General features: G+C 57.4%; 1 protein-coding gene. It reads right to left on the reverse strand.

All coding sequences use genetic code 11. From position 1 onward, the window contains the following. The coding region (locus AC04MI_RS23790) for an AAA domain-containing protein (RefSeq protein ID WP_476498883.1) at positions 1-4,155 on the reverse strand (4,155 nt) is incomplete at its 3' end. Positions 4,156-4,269: the final 114 nt, after the last annotated feature.

Consider the following 4,269-nt stretch of genomic DNA (forward strand, 5'->3'; position numbering starts at 1 on the left):
GCAACGCCAGAACTGCCAGCCGGCGCGCTCCAGAACCCGCTGTCGCCGCATGTCATGATCCCACTGATCCGGACCATGGTAGCGGTCACCATCGCACTCAACCGCCAGACGGGCATCCTTCTCTCCCTCTACCACTAGGTCGATTCGGTAACTTCCAACCTTGACCTGGGGTTGTACGCGGTAGCCTCGCTCGATTAGAGCGTCGAACACTTCTCGCTCAAATGGCGACTCGCAAAGCTGACGAAGGTCAGCCACCTCCTCCTCATTCTGAGTGTATGGAGCCTGGAAGTGCTTGATGAGGCTTGCGCGCAGCTTATCCGCCGGGCTCAGCTCTTCCAGCGTAATGCTACGGACGAGGTACATGCGATCGCGGGCCCGCGAGGCGGCTACGTTATATCGCTGTCTGTACATCTCTAGCGATGAGGCTTGTGCGCGGCCAGACACCACCATCGACAAGAACATGATGTCCCGCTCCTTTCCTTGGAATGTGCGTGCGTCGCCAAACGCCATGTGATGCCGTTCAACGACCTCATCACCCAGCTCACGCGTGACTGCATCCCACACGAGCTTCGCCTGCTCGCCTCCCACCAGTGACACGACGCCTATGCTCCTCTTTGCCATAGCTGGATCACTGGTGATCTTGCGTATCTCCGCAACAATGAAGCGAACCTCGCCCTCATTGATCTTCCCGTCCCCACGAAGACCATCGACCACATGCACATCAATCAATGGCGGATCCAACCGCTCGGAGGTTCTGGGCATCCGCAGGGGCTGTAGCTGATGATCGTAGAACTCACGCTTTGAGTACTCGATGATCGGGGCGACAGACCGGAAGTGTTCCCGCAGCATGATCTGACCCTGTGCGAACACTACCCGGAAAAGGTCATAGATCGACTTTTCAGGCGACATCTGTGGGCGATACAAGCCAACCTGATTTCCGAGGAACTGACCCATCAAGCTAAGTATCTTGGCCTGCTCTAGCCCCACTCCCTCCGGCGATACCTGCTGGTCGTCTCCAACGATCAGCACTTTCTTTGCCCGAAGCAGCGCAGGAAGCGCCGTAAGATCCGACTGCGATGCCTCGTCGATGATCACCAGATCAAACTCACCAAGCGCGACCGGAAGTGACTCGCTAATGCGGTAGTGAGGCATGATCCAACATGGAATCGCAGGGCTTGCCATCCCCGCCGCATCTCGCGCGTCCTTGCGGAAGCGGGGAGCACGTATACCGGTGCCTTTACCGATACGGGAGACTGCTACGCGATACGCTTCAAGCGCAGACCGGACCGCGGGCGTGGCCTTCTCCGCCATCTTCAGCCAGGTGCGCGTGGTGATAGCTCGTTGATACAGTCGTGAAAGATCTGCTTCGAGTTCGTTGCGCTGGAGCGACAACCGCATAAGCTCTGCGCGACCATCCATCGATTCGACCAGCGTCAGCAGACGACGCAGGCGCCATAGCTGTTTCCAGTTGCTGGGCAACTGTGCGTCATGTGCTGAGGTCGCGGGCTCATTGCGTAGTAGGCCGGCCCAAGCTTCAGCGCCCGAGGCCTCGATCAGCCGCGTGGCATCTAGCACTTGTTGGAACAGCGGACGAAGCCCATGTTGGCGTCGTAGCTCCGCTGTGAGCTCCGACCACTCCGCCATCAGTGCGGCCTCGGTAACCTCAGTTTTTCCGAGTCTATCCGTCAGGAACTGGCGAATGGCCTGTGCGGCGGCGCCCGTGGTCGACTCCAATGCTTTAAGGAAAGCATCTTTAACCTGCCACGTGCTCGCCAGTCTATTGCGGGTCAGATTGTGGTCAAGAATCTCAAGCGCCCGCACAATACGCTCAGGCGTGTAAGGCGTTTTGGCCACGTCCTGCCAGGAAGGCAAAAGCGGCTGCAATATCTCGATCAGCGACTTCTCTTCGCGCAAGCAGTGTTGCAGCTTCTCCAGCGCTTCCAAGTATGAGGGGCTTTGAGCCACCAAGGCTTGCGGTGTACCGAAGTTGGGGAGACTGAGCTCAGGCGCGAGGGCGTTCCATCGCACCGTCGTCTCTACACATTTCTGGTGGAAGCGTAGGTACTGAAGGACATGATCCCAGTCCTGTTCCGTCGAAGGCGCAGAACCCAGCACTTGGATCTGATCAATGATCTTCTTTTCGGCGCTCTTGCCGAACAGTCCAGCCAAACCGAAAGGCTTTCTGCCTTGCGCAAGGTTATCTATAGCCTCCAGGATCTCCGGGTTGTTCGTCGACCCGTCGGGCAGTACTACCGGCCGCGCAAGAAATCTCGTGCGATAGGCCAGAAGATCAGTGATTTCGGCTCGCAGGGTCGCAAGCAGCTTGAAGAGTTCATCTGCAGGTCCGGCCAAGCGCATGCGCCGTTCAAGCTCAGACAACCAAGAAAAATTGGTCTGCTCAAGGTATTCGCGGGTGCGAGCTAAGCCAGCCGCCCTGAGGTGCGCAGCAGCTGCTGCCTCAATGGTGTTCTGCTCAAGGTCCCTGAGTGCTGGAAGTTCAGAAGAGCTGACCTGAGCATTGAGTTCTGCGAGCCGCCCCAGATCCGCGTGTGCTTGCCGAAGCTTTTCAGACTCAGGAAATGTATCAATGGCGGGAAGCCGGTGGTCCAATGAAGCAAGATCAGGGCCAAGTGCCATGCGCGCACCGCGCAGCGCGGCGACGTCTGGCTCGCTGAACTGCGGCACATGCTCTTGGCCGATCGTGAGTTCGTCAGTAATCCACGCAGCTTCATTGGGGTGATCCGCAACCTCCCTTGCCACCTCTAATGGCTGCAGGATCTCTGCATCCAGGGTGACCGGCTCAAGATTCTTCTTTGCCCATCGTGAAATCTCGAACTCTGTCCTAGCGATCTGAGCATGGAGCGCGTCRATCTGCTGCTCATACTGGCGAACCTCGGTGCGCATCTCGCTTTTGTTAATGCGTGAAACTTCTGCCGCAATATGACGAATCGCGTGCTCGAACTGCTTCATTCCATCCGCCTCACTACTCAGCAGGCTGATCGCAAGCGGCCGGATTTCGGGCGGCAGCTTCTCTTGCAGTACCGTAAGCGCCGGATCTTTCATTGAAGTAACCAGCACCCTCTTGCCCATCGCTAGATAGTGCGAGATGACGTTGGCGATGGTGTGGGTTTTGCCCGTCCCCGGCGGTCCCTGCACGACGACACCATCCTGATGGTCCAACATGTGGACGATCTGAACCTGCTCATCGTTGTAAGGCATCGGGAAGAAGAGATCTTTACCCTTTCCCGCGGTGCCTGCATGCTGATCGATGTTAGACAGGCCTCTATAGTTGGCCGGCACGGGCTCGCTTGATTCTTCTGAAGGATCGGCGAGAATCGACCACGTTGCCGGCGATAGCAGGCTAAGGTCAACCTCAGACTCTACCAAGCTCTCGAACCGCTCAAGGTCTTGGACGAACAGGCTTGATGTGCGCGGCCGCACAAACAGCACCCAGGTGTCGGTAACTAGCAGATGCTCCGTCGGCTTGGGCAACTGCCGGTCAGTCGGTGTCGTCTGTGATGGCCAATACCCTCCCTTACTGTCGAGCAACGAGGAGGCTGTTTTCAGCACCGGCTCGAACGTGCTCGGAGCAAAAGGACTGATCTGCCATTCGGTACGGGCAAAGTGCTCCTTGCCGGCCTTGGCAACTTCAGCCACGCCCGGGTTGTCCAGAGCCGTATACACATCAAGCTCGATACGAGGCTCCAGTGAGCGAGGCCTCACCTCAATTGCGTGCGTCTTCTCATCGATCGAGAGCTCTACCAGCTTCGAGATCAATGGGTAACCTAACCTGCCGTCTGGAAGGTCCCAAATTGCCATGCCTATGCCGCAGACAAGCTCCAGTGGGGCGTCCACGATATTGCCCTGTAGCATCTGGTAGCTAGCAAACAACTCGGAATACCGAGCGATAGTCTTTCGAACTTCCTTCTCTTTCTCGGCCCACGGGTTCCAAACCTGGCTGACATAGCCTGCTAGCTCGTGCTCCAGCTGCTGCTTAATGCCCAGCGTTTCGATCGAGATAGGCTTAGTTGCATCCTCCCCCTCCAGCAATTCGGGCGCTTTAATGCCCAGCTCGTCCAACTTGGTCCGACTCACATGAGTGGTCAGGACTGGCTGTTTAGCGGGCGCATTTGACTGAACGATCAGTGCGGCCAAGAGAACTGCCGTCGGCTGAGGAGGCGCGCTTTCATGGAGGCGCTCTACCCTTAGCCAAATATCTTCCTCTGATGTAGCGACGTCGAACTGAACTCCCGGCAAGCCCTGTAGCTC

This window comes from Acidovorax sp. LjRoot204 (assembly GCF_056175785.1).